The following is an 18,132-nucleotide window of genomic DNA, read 5'->3' on the forward strand; positions in this document are numbered from 1 at the left end:
AGGGGCGGGGCATGAGCTGGTTCAATCGGCGGTCACGGGGTGCCGAGGCGACCCCGACGAAGCTGGACCGGGAGGCGACCCGCGACGACCTCGCGGCGCTGGAGGCGTTCGTGGCCACCCGGCGCGGGGTGGAGTTCTACCTGGAACCGGAAACGACCGCGACGGACACCACAGTGATGGCGATCGCCCACGACGGCGAGTGGATCCGTCGTCGTACCGGAACGCCCCGCGCGGCCGGGGCCATCGCCCGCAAGCACGCGGTGCCGCTGTACGAGGCGGCGCGTACCGGCTACCCGGAACGGATGCGGACCTGGAGCCGGGCCCACCCGGAACGCCACGCCCGCTGAGACTCGACCGACAGCAGATCATGACGGGGGATGACTCCCTGTGGTGCGGGTCTGACTACGGTGTTGGCTGCTGGGGTGTCGGGTTGAGGCCAGCCGGTGCGGGCGCAGGCGTGCCCGCGTTGGTGACGACAGGCAGGGGGCCGCGGTGGAGATGGTCGAGCGGCTTGTTTCCCGGACTGATGCCGCCTACCAGCGGTGGTTGGCGTCGGTCACTGACGACGTCGTCGCCGATGGGGTGGTGATGTACTGCCGGGAATCCCTGCTGGAGCGCAACACGACCTACGGGATCGGTGAGTGGCTCACGGGCTACCTCATGATCGGCCAAGAAGGCGATCGGGGATTCTTTCTCAGGTGCGACGGTAGCGGGGGCCCGGTGTTCTGGACCGACCTGGGCGGTCTCGGCGAAGTCGACCTCGCTGTTGTTGCCCCCGTGTTCGAGGTGTGGCTGCGTTCCGGTATCGCCCTGCCCGCCGACCCGCAGCCGGACCTGCCGCCAACCGCCGACGTCTACCTGGACAAGGTTCCGGTCGACGCAGTTCAGCTGCTGGTACGGGCGAGGAAGCTGCTGGGTGTGGATTGGCGGTTCGGGGATCTCAGGGGCCTGCTCGCCGTCCAGCCGTTCCTGGCGGCGAGGTCAGCTCGTCTGTACGCGCTGCGCCGCGGCCTGGAACACGCCCCCGAGTTGCGGCCGTACCTGTTGTACGCCACCGACCACGGCCTGGAAGCGGTATGGCCGGCCGACAGCCCAGAAAGCCAGTGACTTGGCACAATCGAACCAAGGCCGAACCTGATCACGGCGGATCATATGGCGAGGTTCAGAACCGACACGTCGAGGCAGGGCGCGTGGCCGACGCCGAGGACAAGATCGAAGAGGCCATTCACACGGTTGGGCTCTCCACTCGTTCCAATCCACAGCCGCGGCGAACGTTGTGTGGGATCGTCGACCTGGATACCGTCCAGATCGCGGCGGTGTTGCGCGCCGCGCAGTAGGTCAGGCCGACAGACACTGCCCGCCAGGGGGCCACTCCACCGACCACCGAGCTCAACAGCCCGTCGTAGCGGCCAGAGGCAACCCCGCACGCCGATATCTCCGCAGGTCAATGTGGTGAGCGTGGCCGCTAGGCGGTGGGGTCCGCGTTGACCGGCGGCGCGGCGGTGTGGCAGCATTCGCGGCCTGACGGCAGTGAAGGAAGTCGGTGCGATTCCGACGCGGTCCCGCCACTGTCACCGGGGAGCGATCCCCCCTCGTGAGTCACGGCCGTGTGTCTGCGGTTGGAAGGCCGGGGGAGAGCGTCGATCCGGAAGCCAGGATACTTCGGCCGTCGGGACGTACCCCAGGGCGTGGACACCCGAGGAGGACCCGATGACGCACGGCGTCTCATTCATCGACGATCATCGTCGTATTGCGCTCCAGGCGCTGCGCTCCCAGGACACCGGCCACCGGCACCGCTGAGCTGATCGCCCGGCGCTGACCGGCCCCGACGCCCGCGTCGGTGCGCCGTTCGCGTGGGCCGTCGTACCGGCTGACGCCGTACCCATCCGCATCGCCCCGGTGTGCCCCCGTGAGGGCCCAGGGCGTCACTCTCCGGAGCCTGCCGTGCGCATCCTGCTGCTGTCCACCGCCGACACCGACCTGCTGGCCGCCCGCGCCAGCGGCGTCGACTACCGGTTGGCCAACCCCGCCCGGGTCACCGCCGAGGAGGTGCCCGCCCTGCTCGACGGGGTCGCCCTCGTCGTCGTACGCCTGCTCGGCGGTCGGCAGGCGTGGCCGGACGGCCTCGCCGCGGTGCTCGCCACCGGCGTGCCGACGGTGGTGCTCGGCGGCGAGGCGCTGCCCGACGCGGAGCTGATGGCCATCTCCACAGTGCCGTCCGGGGTCGTCACCCAGGCGCTGGCGTACCTGGTGGAGGGCGGCCCGGACAACCTGGGGCAGTTGGCCCGGTTCCTCTCCGACACGGTGCTGCTCACCGGCGAGGGGTTCGCCGCACCCACGCCCACCCCGGCGTACGGCGTGCACGGCGAACACCCCGCCGACCCGGACCGGCCCACAGTGGGAATCGTCTTCTACCGGGCGCACGCCCTCGCCGGCAACACCGACTTCGTCGACGTCCTCGCGGACGCGGTCCACAAAGCCGGCGGCAACCCGCTGCCGATCTTCTGCGGCTCGCTGCGCGGACTGACCACGGGCGCCGGCCCACTCGGGCTCTTCGCCCGCTGTGACGCGCTGCTGGTCACCGTGCTCGCGGCCGGCGGAGCGGTCGCCGCGGACGCCTCCGGTGGCGGCGACGAGGACGCCTGGGACGTCGGCGCCCTGGCCGCCCTGGACGTGCCGGTCATCCAGGCGCTCTGCCTCACCAGTACCCGCGCGCAGTGGGCCGACAGCGACGCCGGGATGTCCCCGCTGGACGCCGCCATGCAGGTGGCCATCCCCGAGTTCGACGGCCGGATCGTCACAGTGCCGTTCTCGTTCAAGCAGATCGACGCCGACGGGCTATCGGTCTACGCCGCCGACCCCGAGCGGGCTGCCCGGGTCGCCGGGATCGCGGTGCGCCATGCCCGGCTGCGGTACGTGCCGCACGCCGACAAGCGGGTCGCAGTGGTGCTCAGCTCGTACCCCACCAAGCACTCCCGGGTCGGTAACGCCGTCGGGTTGGACACCCCGGCCTCGGCGGTCCGGCTGTTCGCCGCGCTGGCCGAGGCCGGCTACGACCTGGGTGACGCGCCACCGCCCGACGACGGCGACGCGCTGATCCACGCGCTGATCGCCGCCGGTGGTCACGACGTGGAGTGGCTCACCCCGGAGCAGTTGGCCGCCGCCGAGGCCCGGATACCGGGGCCGACGTACCGGCGCTGGTTCGACCAGGTCCCGGCCGAGCTGCGCGAGCGGATGCGGGAGCACTGGGGTGAGCCGCCGGGCGAGCTCTACACCGAAGGTGGCGACATCGTGCTCGCCGGGCTGCGCTTCGGCAACGTGGTGCTGCTGATCCAGCCGCCCCGTGGCTTCGGGGAGAACCCGATCGCCATCTACCACGACCCGGACCTGCCGCCCAGCCACCACTACCTGGCCGCGTACCGCTGGTTGACAGCGCCCGGCGCGGACGGTGGCTTCGGCGCGGACGCCGTGGTGCACCTGGGCAAGCACGGCACCCTGGAGTGGCTGCCCGGCAAGGGCCTCGGCCTGGCCGCCGACTGCGCGCCCGACGCGGTCCTCGGCGACCTGCCGCTGGTGTACCCGTTCATCGTCAACGACCCCGGCGAGGGCACCCAGGCCAAGCGGCGGGCACACGCCGTGGTCGTCGACCACCTGGTCCCGCCGATGGCCCGCGCCGAGACCTACGGCGACCTGGCCAAACTGGAGCAACTGCTCGACGAGTACGCCACGGTGCAGGCCCTCGACCCGGCCAAGGTGCCCACCGTGCGGGCCCAGATCTGGGACCTCGTGCGCGCCGCCGAGCTGCACCACGACCTGCACGCCGAGGCGATGCCCGACGCGGACGACTTCGACGAGTTCGTGCTGCACCTCGACGGGTACCTGTGTGAGGTCAAGGACGTGCAGATCCGCGACGGGCTGCACATCCTCGCCGACGCGCCCACCGGCGAACCACGGGTCAACCTCGTCCTCGCGGTGCTGCGCGCCCCGCAGATCTGGGGCGGCGCCCGCGCCCTGCCCGGCCTGCGACAGGCCCTCGCTGTCGCGTACTCCCTCGACGAGCAGGAGTTGCTCGCGTCGCCGGGACAGCGACTGGCGCTGCCTGCGGCGCTGACCGACGTGGTGGACGGGCCGGCCGGCACCGCCGCCGACGCGATCGACCTCATCGAGGCCCTCGCGCGGCGGCTGGTCATCGGCATGGAGACCCTGGACTGGGTCGTGGACGCGGTCGACGCCGTGGTGGCGGAGGTGACCGGCCAGTCGATCCCGGACGTCGCCGCGGTGCTGCACTTCGCCGCCACCGAGCTGGTGCCCCGACTGGACCGGACCACCGACGAGCTGACAAACACCCTCGGGGCGCTGGACGGCAGGTTCGTGCCGCCCGGCCCGTCCGGCTCACCCACCCGGGGCCTGGTCAACGTGCTGCCCACCGGCCGCAACTTCTACTCCGTCGACCCGAAGGCCATCCCCAGCCGCAATGCCTGGGATGTCGGGGTGGCCCTCGCCGACTCGCTGCTGGCCCGGCACCTCGCCGACACCGGCGGGTACCCCCGTTCGGTGGGGCTGACCGTCTGGGGCACCAGCGCGATGCGGACCCAGGGTGACGACATCGCCGAGGTGCTCGCGCTGCTGGGCTGCCGGCCGGTCTGGGACGACAGGTCCCGACGGGTCACCGGCATCGAGGTGGTGCCGACCGCCGAGCTGGGCCGCCCGCGCGTCGACGTCACAGTGCGCATCTCCGGCTTCTTCCGCGACGCGTTCCCGCACGTGGTGGCGCTGCTCGACGACGCCGTCCGGCGGGTCGCCGCGCTGGACGAGCCGGACGAGGAGAACTACCTGCGGGCGCACGTCACCGCCGACCTCGCCGAGCACGGCGACGAGCGGCGGGCAACCGCCCGGATCTTCGGCTCCAAGCCCGGCGCGTACGGCGCGGGCCTGCTGCCCCTGATCGACGCCCGGACCTGGCGCAGCGACGCCGACCTGGCCGAGGTGTACGCGGTGTGGGGCGGCTACGCGTACGGCCGGGGCCTGGACGGGCGGGAGGCGCGCGCCGACATGGAGCGCTCGTTCGCCCGGATCGCGGTGGCGGTGAAGAACCAGGACACCCGTGAGCACGACATCGTCGACTCCGACGACTATTTCCAGTACCACGGCGGAATGGTGGCGATGGTCCGCCACCTCACCGGCACGTCACCGCAGGCGTACGTGGGTGACTCGGCGATGCCGCACGACGTGCGCACCCGCACCCTGGGTGAGGAGACCCGCCGGGTGTTCCGGGCCCGGGTGGTCAACCCGAAGTGGATCGCCGCGATGCGCCGGCACGGCTACAAGGGCGCGTTCGAGCTGGCGGCCACAGTGGACTACCTGTTCGGCTACGACGCCACCGCCGGTGTGGTCGACGACTGGATGTACGAGCACCTGGCCGCCGCGTACCTCTTCGACGAGACCACTCGGGGGTTCCTGGAGCAGTCCAATCCGTGGGCGCTGCGCGGCATCACCGAGCGGCTGTTGGAGGCCGCCGACCGGGGTCTGTGGGCCAAGCCGGAGCCGGCCACCCTCGACCGGCTGCGGGACACGTACCTGGCCAGTGAGGGCGATCTGGAGGACCGGGTGTGAGCATTTATCCGTTCAGTGCGGTGCTCGGCATGGCCGACATGCGGTTGGCCCTGCTGCTCAACGCGGTTTCCCCGGCGATCGGCGGGGTGCTGGTCCGGGGTGAGAAGGGGACCGCCAAGTCCACCGCCGTGCGGGCTCTCGCCGCGCTGCTGCCTCCGGTGCGCCGGGCGACGGGCTGTCGTTTCGGCTGTGACCCGGCCGAGCCCGACCCGGCCTGCCCGGACGGCCCGCACCCGGCCGACGTCGCCGCCGAGACCCGTCCGGCCCGTCTCGTCGAGCTGCCGGTGGGCGCCGCCGAGGACCGGGTGGTCGGCGCACTGGATCTGGAGAAGGCCATCGGTGAGGGGGTACGCGCCTTCGAGCCGGGCCTGCTCGCCGCCGCGCACCGAGGCGTGCTCTACGTCGACGAGGTCAACCTGCTGCACGACCACCTCGTCGACCTGCTGCTCGACGCGGCGGCGATGGGTCGCAGCCACGTCGAGCGGGAGGGCGTCTCGGTCAGCCACGCGGCCCGGTTCCTGCTGGTCGGCACGATGAACCCGGAGGAGGGGGAGCTGCGCCCGCAGCTGCTCGACCGGTTCGGGCTCACAGTGGAGGTGGGTGCCAGCCGGGACCCGGAGATCCGGGTCGAGGTGGTCCGCCGTCGGCTGGCCGCCGACGCGGACCCGGTGGGCTTCGCCGCCCGCTGGGCCGACGCCGACGCGGAGATCGCCGGCCAGGTGGCCGCCGCCCGCCGCCGACTTCCCGGGGTACGACTGCCGGACGCCGCGTTGCGGCAGATCGCCGAGGTGTGTGCGGCGTTCGACGTGGACGGGATGCGCGCCGACATCGTCACCGCCCGGACCGCCCTCGCGCACGCCGCCTGGCACGGCCGGGACCGGGTCACCATCGACGATGTCCGGGTGGCCGCCCGGCTGGCCCTGCCGCACCGTCGCCGCCGCGATCCGTTCGACACCCCGGGGTTGGACGAGAAGCGCCTCGACGAGGCGTTGCAGCGCGCCCAGGACGCCCACCCCGACGACCCGGACGACGCCGGCCCCGACGACAGTGGCCCGGACGACCGCGACCCGGACGACCGCGACCCGGACGGCGGCGGCCCGCAGGGCGGTGGCCCGGCCGGTGGCGGCGGCCCGAGTGGCGGCGGCCCGAGTGGCGGCGGCCCGAGTGGCGGCGGCCCGCAGGGCGGCGACGGCGACGGCGTCGACCACTGTGAACCCGGGTCGCCCGAACACTCGTCGGTGCGGAACGACGCTGGCCCGAACGGGCGCACCGACGGCCCGGACGGGACCGACGGCTGGCCGCAGCACCAGCCGGGCGACCGGGGCGGCGACGGCCAGAGCTCGCGCCCGCACGGTGGCCGGAAATCGGCGACCGGTGACGACGACCCGACCCGCGGTGGAGAGTCCGAGCCGGTGGCCGTACCCCGGGGTGGGCTGAAGGCGCGGGTGCTCACCGCGCCCGGCCTGGGTGACGGGGTGCCGGGCCGACGGTCGCGGGCCCGCACCGGGCGGGGCCGCACCACCGGCGCCCGGGTGCCGGCGGGTCGGGTGAGCGCGCTGCACCTGCCGGCCACGATCCGCGCCGCCGCGCCGCACCAGGCGGCCCGGGGCCGGCTCACCGGTCCGCTGCGGCTGCGCCGGGACGACCTGCGCGAGGCGGTTCGCGAGGGGCGCGAGGGCAACCTGGTGCTGTTCGTGGTGGACGCGAGCGGCTCGATGGGCGCCCGACAGCGGATGACCACAGTGAAGGGCGCGGTGCTCGCCCTGCTCACCGACGCGTACCAGCGGCGGGACAAGGTCGCGGTGATCGCGTTCCGGGGTGCCGGCGCCCGGACCCTGCTGCCGGCGACGTCGTCGGTGCTGGCCGCCTCGACCCGGCTGGCCGAGCTGCCCACCGGTGGGCGTACGCCGCTGGCCGAGGGGCTGCTCGCCGCGGCGGACCTGTTGCGGGTGGAGCGCCTGCGCGACCCGAAGCGCCGCCCACTGGTCCTCATTGTCACCGACGGGAGAGCCACCGCAGGCACTCGTCCCCTCGATCGAGCGGCAGCAGCGGCGAAGGTCCTAGCGGCGACCGGCGCCCCCTGCGTAGTCGTGGACTGCGAATCCGGCCCCGTCCGCCTCAACCTGGCCGCCCGCCTGGCCACCCAGCTAAAGGCCCCCCGAACCCCCCTGGAAGCCCTCACCCACCCCCGCGATTTTGCACCTCCTGTCGCGGCATAAGGGACCAAAAGCACGTATGACCAACAGAATCCGCAAGATCGCGGGAGAGGCGGGCGCGGGAGTGCTCGCGGGACGGGGGACGGGCTGATGCCGCAGGGACAGCCGAGTTCGGTGCCTCTTGACGGGTTGACGACCCGGCAGCGGCGACACCGACCATTGCTGATCGTCCACACCGGACAAATGAAGGGGAAGTCGACGGCGGCCTTCGGGCTGGCATTGCGGGCCTGGACGGCCGGTCTGCCGGTCGGGGTGTTCCAGTTCGTCAAGAGCGCCAAGTGGCGGGTGGGGGAGGAGAACGCCTTCCGGGCGCTCGGCGAGGTGCACGAGCGCACCGGCCAGGGCGCGCCGGTGGCCTGGCACAAGATGGGCGAGGGCTGGTCCTGGATCCAGCGCGGCGGCGACGCCGACCACGCCGCCGACGCCCTGGAGGGCTGGCGGCAGATCCAGCGTGACCTGGCCGCCGAGCGCTACGGGCTGTACGTGCTGGACGAGTTCACGTACCCGATGAAGTGGGGCTGGGTGGACGTCGACGAGGTGGTCGCCACACTGGCCGACCGCCCCGGCTTCCAACACGTCGTGATCACCGGTCGGGACGCCGACCCGCGCCTGGTCGCCGCCGCCGACCTGGTCGCCGAGCTGACCAAGGTCAAGCACCCGATGGACGCCGGCCAGAAGGGCCAGAAGGGCATCGAGTGGTGAGCGCGCACTGGGCGCTGCCCCGGGTGGTGGTCGCCGCCCCGGCCAGCGGCCACGGCAAGACGACTGTGGCCACCGGGCTGCTCGCCGCGCTGCGCCGTCGGGGCCTGACGGTCAGCCCGCACAAGGTCGGCCCCGACTACATCGACCCCGGTTACCACGCTCTCGCCGCCGGGCGAGGAGGGCGCAACCTCGACCCGTTCCTGGTCGGGGCCGACCGGATCGCCCCCCTGCTGCGACATGGCGCGAGCGTTCCCACGCCCGCCGACATCGCCGTGGTCGAGGGCGTCATGGGCCTGCACGACGGCGCTGTGGGCCGTCGCGACTACGCCTCCACAGCGCACGTCGCCCGGCTGATCGAGGCACCCGTGCTGCTGGTGTTGGACACCACCGCGCAGGGCCGGTCGGCCGCCGCGCTCACCCTCGGCATGGCCGCGTTCGATCCGGCGGTACGGATCGGCGGGGTGATCCTCAACCGGGTCGGCTCGCCCCGACACGAGACGCTGCTGCGCGACGCCCTCGCCGAGGTGGGCGTACCGGTGCTCGGGGCCGTCACCCGCGCCGCCGAGGTGGCCGCGCCGGCCCGGCACCTCGGGTTGGTGCCGGTTGCCGAGCGGGCCTCCGAGTCCGTCGCTATCGTCACCGCGCTCGCCGAGCTGGTCGAAGCCACAGTGGACCTCGACGCCGTGCTCGACCTGGCCCGGAGCGCCCCGCCGCTGACCGCCCCGGCGTGGGACCCGGTCGCCGCCGTCGGCGGGCCGGCCGGCGTCGAGCGGCCACGGGTCGCCCTCGCCGGTGGTCCGGCCTTCACCTTCTCGTACGCGGAGACCGCCGAACTGCTCGCCGCGGCCGGCGCGGACGTCGTCACCGTCGACCCGCTACGCGACCCGGCGCTGCCCACCGGCACCCGGGCGGTGGTGATCGGCGGCGGCTTCCCCGAGGCGTACGCCCAGACACTGGCCGACAACACAGCGCTCCGCGCCGAGCTGGCCGACTTCGACGGGCCGATCGTGGCCGAGTGCGCCGGGCTGCTCTACCTCGGGCGGTCCCTGGACGGGGTGCCGATGTGCGGCCGACTGGACCTGACGGCCCGGATGACCGACCGGCTCACCCTCGGCTACCGGGAGGCCCTGGCCGTCAGCGACTCCCCGGTGGCGCGCGCCGGCGAGCCGGTACGCGGCCACGAGTTCCACCGCACCACCACCGACCCGGGGCACGGCGACGCGCCGGCGTGGCGCTGGAGCGACACCGAGCACGGCTTCGTCGCCGGCCGGGTGCACGCGTCCTACCTGCACACCCACTGGGCCGGTCACCCGGACGCGGCCCGTCGACTGGTCGAGGCGTGCCGATGAGCGCCGACGCCACGCTCACCGGGGTGGGCGTGGGCCCGGGCGACCCGGAACTGCTCACCGTCAAGGCGGTGCGGCTGCTGCGCGAGGCCGACCTGGTCTTCGTACCCGTGATGGCGGACCGCGTCGCGCCCACCGCGACCGCCGGTCCGACGCCGCCGGGTGGGGACGCCGGGCGGGCCGAGGCGACAGTGCGCTCCCACGTCGCGGCGGACCGGCTGCGCCGACTGCCGTTCGCGCTCGACGACCGGGGTGGGGTCACCGCGCGCCGGGTGGCGGCCTGGGACGACGCCGCCCGGGTGGTGGTCGAGGCGATCGACGCGGGCGCGCGGTCCCTCGCGTTCGCCACCATCGGCGACCCCAACGTCTACTCCACCTTCGGCTACCTGGCCCAGAGCGTCCGCGCGCTGCGCCCGGCAGTGCGGGTCGCGACAGTGCCCGGCGTCACCGCCATGCAGGAGCTGGCGGCCCGCAGTGGCACCCCGCTCTGTGAGGGACGCGAACCGCTCACCCTGCTGCCGGCCACCGCGGGCCTGGCGCTCTTCGCCGACGCCCTCGCCGGGCCGGGCACCGTCGTCGCCTACAAGGGCTGGCGGCGGCACCCGGAGTTTCTCGCCGAACTGCGCCGGCAGGGCCGCCTCGCCGACGCCGTGCTCGGACGCAGTCTGGGGCTGCCCGGCGAACGCATCGGGCCGGTCGACGACACCGAGCACGACCTGCCCTACCTGTCGACGCTGCTGGTTCCGGCCCGCCGCGAGCACCGAGGAGGAAAGCTGTGACCAGCGACGGCAAGGTGTGGTTCGTCGGAGCCGGCCCGGGTGCGGCGGACCTGTTGACAGTGCGGGCCGCCCGGGTGATCGCGGAGGCGGACATCGTGATCTGGGCGGCCAGCCTGGTACACGCCGACGTGCTCGACCACGCCCGCCCCGGCGCGGAGATCGTCGACTCGTCGCAACTGCCCATCGAGGGTGTGCTGCCGCTCTACCAGCGCGCCGCCGAGCACGGGCTGACAGTGGCACGGATCCATTCCGGAGACCCGGCGCTCTGGGGCGCGGTGCAGGAGCAACTGGACGTGTGCCGAGGGCTCGACCTGGCCGTCGAGATCGTGCCCGGGGTGTCCTCGTTCACCGCCGTCGCGGCGATCGTCGGACGGGAGCTGACAGTGCCCGAGGTGGCCCAGTCGGTCATCCTCACCCGCCTCGAAGGCGGCAAGACCCCGATGCCGCCCGGCGAGCGGGTCCGCGACTTCGCCCGGCACGGCACCACAATGGCGCTGTTCCTCTCCGCCGCCCGCTCCGGGCAGGTGCAGGCCGAGCTGCTGGCCGGCGGCTACCCGCAGGACACCCCGGCCGTGGTGGCGTACCAGGCGACCTGGCCTGACGAACTGGTGGTGCGCTGCACGGTCGGCACCCTGGAGGAGACGGTCAAGCAGCACAAGCTGTGGAAGCACACACTCTTCCTGGTCGGCCCTGCCCTGGCCGCCGAGGGCACCCGCTCGCACCTCTACCACCCCGGGCACTTCCACACCTTCCGGCGGGCCGAGCCGGCCGCCCGTGCCGAGCTGCGCCGCCAGGCCAATGCCCGCACCGGGGGGACAGCCACACCGGGGCACACACCATGACGTACGCCGAGCCGCCGCTGCGCGAACCGGACCTGCCGCGTACCGCGAAGGTCCGGCCCACAGCGCTGCGCACCGGCTGGACCACCGGCGCGTGCGCGACGGCGGCGGCCAAGGCCGCCGTCACCGCGCTGGTCACCGGCACCACCCAGCAGGAGGTGGAGATCGGCCTGCCCGCCGGACGCCGGGTGCGCTTCCCGGTCGAACGCTGCGAGGTGACCGGCACCCCACCGGTCCGGGCCGAAGCGGTGGTGGTCAAGGACGCCGGGGACGACCCGGACGTCACCCACGGCGCCGAGCTGACCGCCACCGTGGACTGGACCGACGTCCCCGGTCTGCGGCTCGCCGGTGGCGCTGGCGTCGGCACTGTCACCAAACCCGGCCTCGGGCTCGCGGTCGGCGGCCCGGCGATCAACGACACCCCCCGTCGGATGATCGGCGAGGCGGTGGCCGAGGTGGTCGACCTCGGCGAGGTCGGAGTCCGAGTGGTGATCAGCGTGCCCCGGGGCGAGATCATGGCCCGCAAGACCACCAACCGTCGGCTCGGCATCCTCGGCGGCATCTCGATCCTCGGCACCACCGGGATCGTCCGCCCCTTTTCCACCGCGTCGTGGCGGGCCAGTGTCGTGCAGGCCGTGCACGTGATGGCCGCCCAGGGCGAGCCGACAGTGGTGCTCTGCACCGGCGGGCGTACCGAACGGGCCGCCCGCGCGCTCCTGCCCGAGCTGCCCGAGGTCTGCTTCGTCGAGGTCGGCGACTTCACCGGGGCCGCGGTGACCGCCGCCGTGGGTGACGCCATGACGGGAGTGGTCTTCGTCGGCATGGCCGGCAAGCTCGCCAAACTCGCGGCCGGCATCCTGATGACCCACTACACCCGCTCCAAAGTGAACCTTTCCCTGCTCGGCGCGGTGACCGCCGAGGCGGGCGGCGACCCGTCGCTCGTCGCCGCCGTGACCGAGGCGAACACCGGGCGGCACGCGTACGAGCTGTGGGAGGCCGCCGGGCTGCTCGCCCCGGCCGGCGACCTGCTCTGCCAGCGGGTCCGCCAGGTGCTGCGGCGCTTCGCCGGGCCGACGGTCACAGTGGACGTCGCGATGGTCGACTTCGCCGGAGCACACGTCGTCGCCTCGTCCGGCCGGTGGCCCCGATGACGCGGATGGCGTCAGGTGCCTCGGTGACGCGGCTGGCCCCGGCGACTGCCGTGACAGTGGTCGGCCTGGACGCGGCGGGCGCGCCGCCGCACCCCGCGCTCGCACCGGTGCTGGCCACCGCCGGGCTGGTGGTCGGCGCCGCCCGGCACCTGGCCGCGGTGCCCGTACCGGCCGACACGGACACCATCACCCTCGGGCCGCTCGCCCCCGCCCTGCGCCGCCTCGCCGAGGCCGTCGACGCCGGAGTGCCGGCCGTGGTGCTGGCCAGCGGCGACCCCGGCCTGTTCGGCATCGTCCGGCGGCTGCGCGCGGCCGGGCTGCCGCTGCGGGTGATGCCGGCGGTGTCCAGTGTGGCTGCCGCGTTCGCCCGCGCCGGGCTGCCCTGGGACGGCGCCGTTGTGGTCACCGCGCACGGGCGCGACCCCCGAGCCGCAGTGAACGCCTGCCGGGCGCTGCCACTGGTCGCGGTGCTCACCGCGCCCGGCGCCGGCGCGGCCGAGCTGGGCGCCGGCCTGGTCGGCTGGTCCCGCCGCCTGCTGGTCGCCGAGCACCTGGGCACCGCCGCCGAACGGGTCCGCGCGGTGACCCCCGAGCAGGCCGCCGCCGAGACCTGGGCCGACCCGCACGTCCTGCTCACCCTCGCCGGCCCCGTACCCGCCGACGCCCCGTCCCATTGGGGCACGGCCGGCGGCATGCGCGCCGACAACCAGCCCGCCGCCGCGCCGGCCGGCGGCTGGGCGCTGCCGGAGAACCGGTACGCCCACCGCGACTCCATGATCACGAAGTCGGAGGTGCGCGCCCTCGTCGTCGCCCGGCTGCGCCCCCGACTGGGCCGGCTGATCTGGGACATCGGGGCGGGCAGCGGCTCGGTCGGCATCGAGTGCGCGCTGCTCGGCGCGGCGGTGCTCGCCGTCGAACAGGACCCCGAGGCCGGTGCCACGATCCGGGCCAACGCAGCCGTGCACGCCGTGCACATCCGGCTGGTCACCGGACGTGCCCCGGCGGCGCTGGCCGACCTCCCCGAGCCCGACGCGGTCTTCCTCGGCGGTGGCGGTGTCGACGTCCTCACCGCCGTGGTGGCCCGCCAACCCGAGCGGGTGGTGCTCACCCTGGCCGCACTGGACCGGGTCGCACCGGCCGTGGGTCTGCTGCGCGCCGCCGGCTACACGGTCGAGGGCAGCCAGCTCTCCGCCGCCCGCCTCGCCGACCTGCCCGGCGGGTCGATCCGTCTCGCGGCCACCAACCCGGTGGTCGTCCTCACCGGGGAGCGCCAGTGACCGACCAGAACCCGCCCGCCCGGATCGGCCTGGTGGCGGCCACCGCCGCCGGCCGCCGGCACGCCGACACCCTGGCCGCCGCCTGGCCGCACGCCCGCCTGGTCGAGGGGGAGACCGTCGCCGACGCGCTGCGGGCCGCCTGGGCCGGGTGTGACGCGGTGATCGCCTTCCTGGCCACCGGGGCGGTGGTGCGGATCGTCGCGCCGCTGCTCGACGACAAGCGCACCGACCCGGCGGTGGTGGTCGTCGACGAGGCGGCCCGGCACGCCGTGGCACTGCTCGGTGGGCACGCGGGCGGTGCCAACGCCCTCGCCGAGCAGGTCGCCGCCCTGCTGGATGCCCGACCGGTGATCACCACCGCCACCGACGCTGTCGACCTGCCGGGGCTGGACACCCTCGGCTGGCCCGTCCAGGGCGCGGTCGCCGCGGTGTCCCGGGCCATCCTGGACGGCGAGCCGGTCCGGCTGATCGCCGATGCCGACTGGCCGCTGCCCGCCCTGCCCCCGAACGTGCGCGCCGCCGACGAGGACCCGACGGACGACGGTTACCGGCTGTTGGTCACCGACCGGGTGGTGTCACCCGACGAGCGGACCGTCGTGCTGCGGCCGCCGTCGCTGGTCGCCGGCGTGGGCGCGAGCCGGGGCGTACCCGCCGCCGAGGTGGCGGAGCTGCTGCACCGGGTGCTGGCCGAGGCCGGCCTCGACCCGGCGAGCCTGCGCTGCCTGGCCACCGCCGACATCAAGGCCGACGAGGCGGGCATCCGCAGCACCGCCGACGTGCTCGGCGTACCCCTGGTGACCTGGCCGGCGACGCGGCTGGCGGCGGTCGACGTGCCGCACCCCAGCGAGGTGGTCCGCGCCGCGGTCGGCACGCCGAGCGTGGCGGAGGCCGCGGCCCTGCTCGGCCCGGACGGTCGGGCCGACGACGCGACGCTGCTGGTGGGGAAGACCGCGACGGCGATGGCCACAGTGGCGGTGGCCCGGCACGCGCCACGCGGCCGGCTGGCCGTCGTCGGCCTCGGGCCGGGCGCCGCCGACCTGCGCACCCCCCGCGCGCTGGCCGAGCTACGCCGCGCCGCCGTGGTGGTCGGCCTCGACCAGTACCTGGAGCAGGTCCGCGACGTGCTCCGCCCCGGCACCCGGGTGCTCTCCAGCGGGCTGGGCGCGGAGGAGGCGCGGGCACGCGCCGCCGTCGCCGAGGCCGCCGCCGGCCGGGCGGTCGCGCTGATCGGCTCCGGCGACGCCGGGGTGTACGCGATGGCCAGCCCCGCCCTGGAGTACGCAGACCAGCGCATCGACGTGGTGGGCGTGCCCGGCGTCACCGCCGCCCTCGCCGCCGGGGCGCTGCTCGGCGCGCCGCTCGGCCACGACCACGCCTACCTGAGCCTGTCTGATCTGCACACACCGTGGGAGGTCATCGAGCGGCGGGTGACAGCCGCCGCCGAGGGTGACTTCGTGACGCTCTTCTACAACCCGCGCAGCCGGGCCCGCGACTGGCAGCTCGGCAAGGCGCTCGGCATCCTCGCCGCGCACCGGTCACCGGACACCCCGGTGGGCGTGGTGCGCAACGCCAGCCGCCCCGGCGAACGGGTGCACCTCGCCACACTGGCCACACTCGACCCGGCCATCGTCGACATGTACAGCCTCGTGGTCGTCGGCAGCAGCGACACGCGGCTGGTCGCCGGCCGGATGGTCACACCTCGGGGGTACCGGTGGCGTTCGTGACGATTGACGCCTGCCAGGGCTGCGGCGCCTGCCTGCTCACCTGCCCCACGCACGCGATCCGTCCGGTCGCCGGTGGCCTCACGGTCCGGGCCGACCGGTGCACCGGCTGCCTGGAGTGCCTGGAGATCTGCCCGGTCGACGCGATCCGCGTCGTCGCTGACCCTGACGCGATCCGCGTCGTCGAGCCCGACCCCCGTGAAGGAGCCCGATGAGCCGGGTGGTGCACCCCATCGAGGCCGAGTCGTACCGCATCCTGCGCGAGCGCGTCGACCTGTCGCACCTGCCGCCGCTGAGCCGCGCGGTGACCGAGCGGGTGGTGCACGCCAGCGCCGACCTCGCGTACGTCGACGAGTTGGTCTGCGACGAGGCCGCCCTGGAGTCGGGGCTGGCGGCGCTGCGCGCCGGGGCGCCCGTGGTCACCGACGTGGCGATGGTCGCGGCCGGTATCACCCGGGCCGGCCTGGAGCTGGTCTGCCCGGTCGCCGAGCCGGCCGCCGCCGCCCTGGGCCGTTCGGCCGGGATCACCCGCTCGGCGGCGGCCGTCCGGATCGCCCTGGAACGGGTCGGACCCGCAGCGGTCTGGGTGGTCGGCTGCGCGCCCACCGCGCTCGTCGAACTACTCACAGTGGACGCCGCTCCGGCGCTGGTCGTCGGCCTGCCGGTCGGCTTCGTCGGTGCCGCCGAGTCGAAGGCGGCGCTGCGGGCCAGCGGCCTGCCCGCCGTGTCCAACGTGGGGGAGAAGGGTGGCTCGGCGGTCGCCGCCGCCGCCCTCAACGCCCTGCTCTACGTCGAGGAGAAGTCATGACCGGGTTGGTCATCGTCGGGCACGGCACGCGCAGCGCGGCCGGGGTCGACCAGTTCGCCGCTCTCGTCGAGCGGGTCCGTCGTCGCGGTGACGTCGGTGACGTCGAGGGCGGCTTCATCGAGCTGTCCCGCCCACCGCTGACCGACGCGGTCGGCGCGCTCGTCGCCAACGGGCACCGGGCGTTGGTGGCGCTGCCGCTGGTGCTCACCGGCGCCGGTCACGGCAAGGGCGACATCCCCGCCGCGATGGCCCGGGAACAGCAGCGCCACCCCGGGCTGAGTTACCGCTACGGCCGGCCGCTCGGCCCCCACCCGCTGCTGCACGAAGCCCTCGAACAGCGCATCGACGCCGCACTGTCCGGCACCGACCGGGCCGACACTGAGCTGGCCGGCGCCGACCGGGCCGACACGTGGGTGGCGTTGATCGGGCGCGGGTCGACCGACCCGGACGCCAACGCCGAGGTCGCCAAGGTCGCCCGGCTGCTCTGGGAGGGACGCGGCTACGCGGGTGTGGAGCCGGGGTTCATCTCCCTGGCACAGCCGTCGGTGCCGGCCGTGCTGGAGCGGCTGCGCCGCCTCGGCGCGCGGCGGATCGTGGTGGCGCCGTACTTCCTGTTCGCCGGGGTGCTGCCGGACCGGATCGTCGCCCAGTCGGCGGAGTTCGCCGCCGCCCACCCCGACCTGGACGTCCGGGTCGCCGAGGTGATCGGCGACTGTGACGCCCTCGCCGACCTCGTCCTGGAGCGGTACGCCGAGGCGCTGGGCGGGGACATCCGGATGAACTGCGACACCTGCGCGTACCGGGTGTTGATGCCGGGCTTCGCGGACAAGGTGGGTCGTCCGCAACGCCCGCACGACCACCCCGACGACCCGGTCGGCCACCACCATCACCATGACGGGCACGACCACCACGGGCACGCACACCACGGGCACGACGACGACCATGGCTCGGTCGCCATCGTCGGCGGCGGGCCGGGGCCCGACGACCTGATCACGGTACGCGCAAAGGCGTTGCTCGACGCGGCGGACGTCGTGGTGGTCGACCGACTCGCCCCGCAGGGGCTGCTCGCTGGGCTGCGCCCCGACGTGCTGGTGGTCGACGCCGCGAAGGTGCCCCGTGGCCCGTCGATGGCCCAGGAGGCGATCAACGAGGCGCTGGTGTCGCACGCCCGCGCCGGTCGCCGGGTGGTCCGGCTCAAGGGTGGTGACCCGTACGTCTTCGGGCGCGGCCACGAGGAGGTGCAGGCCTGCGTGGCGGCCGGTGTGCCGGTGACTGTGGTCCCCGGAGTGAGCAGCGCGCTCGCCGCACCGGCCCTCGCCGGTGTTCCGGTGACGCACCGGGGAGTGGCGCACGACGTCACTGTCGTGTCGGGGCATCTGCCGCCCGGGCACCCCGACTCGCTTGTCGACTGGGCGGCGCTGGCCCGGGCCCGGGGCACCGTCGTGCTGCTGATGGCCGTCGACACCATCGCCAAGATCGCGACCGTGCTGATCGAGCACGGTCGCGCCCCGGAGACCCCGGTGCTGGCCGTGCAGGACGCCGGGCTGCCCGACCAGCGATCGGTGCCCGCCCGGCTGGACGAGATCGGCGCCGTCGCCGCCCGGGAGGGCGTCGGCCCACCCGCCGTCTTCGTCCTCGGCCCGGTGGTGGCCCTCACCACCACCGGGCCGACGGGATGAC

General features: G+C 74.5%; 15 protein-coding genes and 1 riboswitch. All 15 genes read left to right on the plus strand.

The window, feature by feature from the left end; all coding sequences use genetic code 11:
• The first annotated feature begins 11 nt into the window (after positions 1-11).
• The 15 genes from ACLJOK_RS09665 (at position 12) to cobA (ending at position 18,131) form a co-directional block, all read left to right on the plus strand.
• A complete protein-coding gene (locus ACLJOK_RS09665) occupies positions 12-347 on the plus strand; it encodes a hypothetical protein (RefSeq protein ID WP_124771482.1) in 336 nt (111 codons plus the stop codon).
• Positions 348-492: 145 nt separating this feature from the next.
• The gene (locus tag ACLJOK_RS09670) at positions 493-1,107 is read left to right on the plus strand and encodes a hypothetical protein (protein ID WP_410817720.1); all 615 of its coding nucleotides are present in this window, start codon (positions 493-495) and stop codon (positions 1,105-1,107) included.
• Positions 1,108-1,190: 83 nt separating this feature from the next.
• Positions 1,191-1,337 (plus strand): hypothetical protein, encoded by a 147-nt coding sequence (locus ACLJOK_RS09675; RefSeq protein WP_410817722.1) that lies wholly within the window; start codon positions 1,191-1,193, stop codon positions 1,335-1,337.
• Positions 1,338-1,533: 196 nt separating this feature from the next.
• Positions 1,534-1,663, plus strand: a riboswitch (cobalamin riboswitch).
• A gap of 281 nt (positions 1,664-1,944) precedes the next feature.
• Positions 1,945-5,613 carry a cobaltochelatase subunit CobN gene (gene cobN / locus ACLJOK_RS09680; protein ID WP_410817724.1) on the plus strand — a complete coding sequence of 1,223 codons (3,669 nt, stop codon included), beginning with the start codon at positions 1,945-1,947 and terminating at the stop codon, positions 5,611-5,613.
• Positions 5,614-5,642: 29 nt separating this feature from the next.
• Positions 5,643-7,832, plus strand: a complete 2,190-nt coding sequence (locus ACLJOK_RS09685; RefSeq protein ID WP_410819299.1) for a magnesium chelatase subunit D family protein — start codon at positions 5,643-5,645, stop codon at positions 7,830-7,832.
• 87 nt (positions 7,833-7,919) lie between these two features.
• On the plus strand, positions 7,920-8,531 hold the full coding sequence (gene cobO, locus ACLJOK_RS09690) for a cob(I)yrinic acid a,c-diamide adenosyltransferase (protein ID WP_357518557.1): 612 nt from the start codon (positions 7,920-7,922) through the stop codon (positions 8,529-8,531).
• Positions 8,525-9,880, plus strand: coding sequence for a cobyrinate a,c-diamide synthase (locus tag ACLJOK_RS09695; protein ID WP_410817725.1), 1,356 nt, complete (start codon positions 8,525-8,527; stop codon positions 9,878-9,880). Before cobO ends, ACLJOK_RS09695 begins: the two co-directional genes overlap by 7 nt.
• Complete coding sequence (cobI, locus tag ACLJOK_RS09700) at positions 9,877-10,656, plus strand: precorrin-2 C(20)-methyltransferase (RefSeq protein WP_410817727.1); 780 nt, start codon at positions 9,877-9,879, stop codon at positions 10,654-10,656. The genes ACLJOK_RS09695 and cobI overlap by 4 nt, the downstream gene beginning before the upstream one ends.
• Positions 10,653-11,498: a precorrin-4 C(11)-methyltransferase gene (gene cobM, locus ACLJOK_RS09705; RefSeq protein WP_410817729.1), complete on the plus strand. Its 846-nt coding sequence runs from the start codon at positions 10,653-10,655 to the stop codon at positions 11,496-11,498. Before cobI ends, cobM begins: the two co-directional genes overlap by 4 nt.
• Positions 11,495-12,646 carry a cobalt-precorrin-5B (C(1))-methyltransferase gene (locus tag ACLJOK_RS09710; protein ID WP_410817730.1) on the plus strand — a complete coding sequence of 384 codons (1,152 nt, stop codon included), beginning with the start codon at positions 11,495-11,497 and terminating at the stop codon, positions 12,644-12,646. Before cobM ends, ACLJOK_RS09710 begins: the two co-directional genes overlap by 4 nt.
• 23 nt (positions 12,647-12,669) lie before the next feature.
• On the plus strand, positions 12,670-13,923 hold the full coding sequence (gene cbiE / locus ACLJOK_RS09715) for a precorrin-6y C5,15-methyltransferase (decarboxylating) subunit CbiE (protein ID WP_410817732.1): 1,254 nt from the start codon (positions 12,670-12,672) through the stop codon (positions 13,921-13,923).
• On the plus strand, positions 13,920-15,647 hold the full coding sequence (gene cobJ, locus ACLJOK_RS09720; RefSeq protein ID WP_410817733.1) for a precorrin-3B C(17)-methyltransferase: 1,728 nt from the start codon (positions 13,920-13,922) through the stop codon (positions 15,645-15,647). Before cbiE ends, cobJ begins: the two co-directional genes overlap by 4 nt.
• Positions 15,635-15,859 carry a DUF362 domain-containing protein gene (locus ACLJOK_RS09725; protein ID WP_410817734.1) on the plus strand — a complete coding sequence of 75 codons (225 nt, stop codon included), beginning with the start codon at positions 15,635-15,637 and terminating at the stop codon, positions 15,857-15,859. The genes cobJ and ACLJOK_RS09725 overlap by 13 nt, the downstream gene beginning before the upstream one ends.
• Positions 15,856-16,452: a precorrin-8X methylmutase gene (locus ACLJOK_RS09730; protein ID WP_354942744.1), complete on the plus strand. Its 597-nt coding sequence runs from the start codon at positions 15,856-15,858 to the stop codon at positions 16,450-16,452. Before ACLJOK_RS09725 ends, ACLJOK_RS09730 begins: the two co-directional genes overlap by 4 nt.
• The gene (gene cobA, locus ACLJOK_RS09735) at positions 16,449-18,131 is read left to right on the plus strand and encodes a uroporphyrinogen-III C-methyltransferase (protein ID WP_410817736.1); all 1,683 of its coding nucleotides are present in this window, start codon (positions 16,449-16,451) and stop codon (positions 18,129-18,131) included. The genes ACLJOK_RS09730 and cobA overlap by 4 nt, the downstream gene beginning before the upstream one ends.
• Position 18,132: the final 1 nt, after the last annotated feature.

This window comes from Micromonospora sp. 050-3, assembly GCF_046549335.1.
GTDB classification, from domain to species: domain Bacteria; phylum Actinomycetota; class Actinomycetes; order Mycobacteriales; family Micromonosporaceae; genus Micromonospora; species Micromonospora trifolii.